General features: G+C 41.7%; 1 protein-coding gene. It reads left to right on the top strand.

Annotation, left to right across the window (positions count from 1 at the left end; translation table 11 throughout):
- The coding region (locus ACS8FD_RS20940; RefSeq protein WP_439277284.1) for a pirin family protein at positions 1–491 on the top strand (491 nt) is incomplete at its 5' end.
- Positions 492–683 lie beyond the last annotated feature (192 nt).

Here is a 683-nt window from a genome sequence, read left to right as displayed (position 1 = left end):
ATCTGCCTGCCAAAGATAAAATGAATGACCCTTGGTATAAAGACTTCCAAAGTGAGGATTTGCCTAAATATACCACTGATGACGGCGTTGATGTTACTGTCATCGCAGGTACATCGCATGGCGTAGAAGGCGCAGTCACACGCGACATCACTGAGCCGACTTATTTAGATATCCATCTACCAGCAGGCACGAGCTTTAGCCAAGCCATTCCCGCCGATCACAACGCGTTTGCCTTTGTGTATCGTGGTACGATAGATATTGAAGGTGAAACAGTACCGACTAAGACTATGGCTATCTTGAAAAATGATGACAATACTGATGGCGTCACTATTACTGCCGATAGTAGTGAGGATACCAAAGTGATCTTGATCACTGGTCGTCCACTACGTGAACCGATTGTTCAATACGGTCCGTTTGTCATGAATAGTCAGCAAGAGATCATGCAAGCGGTCAACGACTTCCAAAGTGGTAAATTTGGTGAAGGTGCTTAGTTGTTAGTCTAGTTTGTTAGATACTCTATTGAATGTTAAAGCCCGTATTAGTTCGCTAATATGGGCTTTTTTGTGGGGAAGTTTTGCTTTAGTTGCCTGCTCTCTCTTACATTGGGACACCTCAAGATTCTATATAAACTTCTATCACACATTAATCCTTTCAAGTAATTAATCTGAATTTAAGGTTTTATA

Source organism: Psychrobacter sp. 1U2, assembly GCF_051847575.1.
The sequence above is the reverse complement of the archived record's forward strand: the minus strand, read 5'-3'. Positions and strand labels throughout refer to the sequence as shown.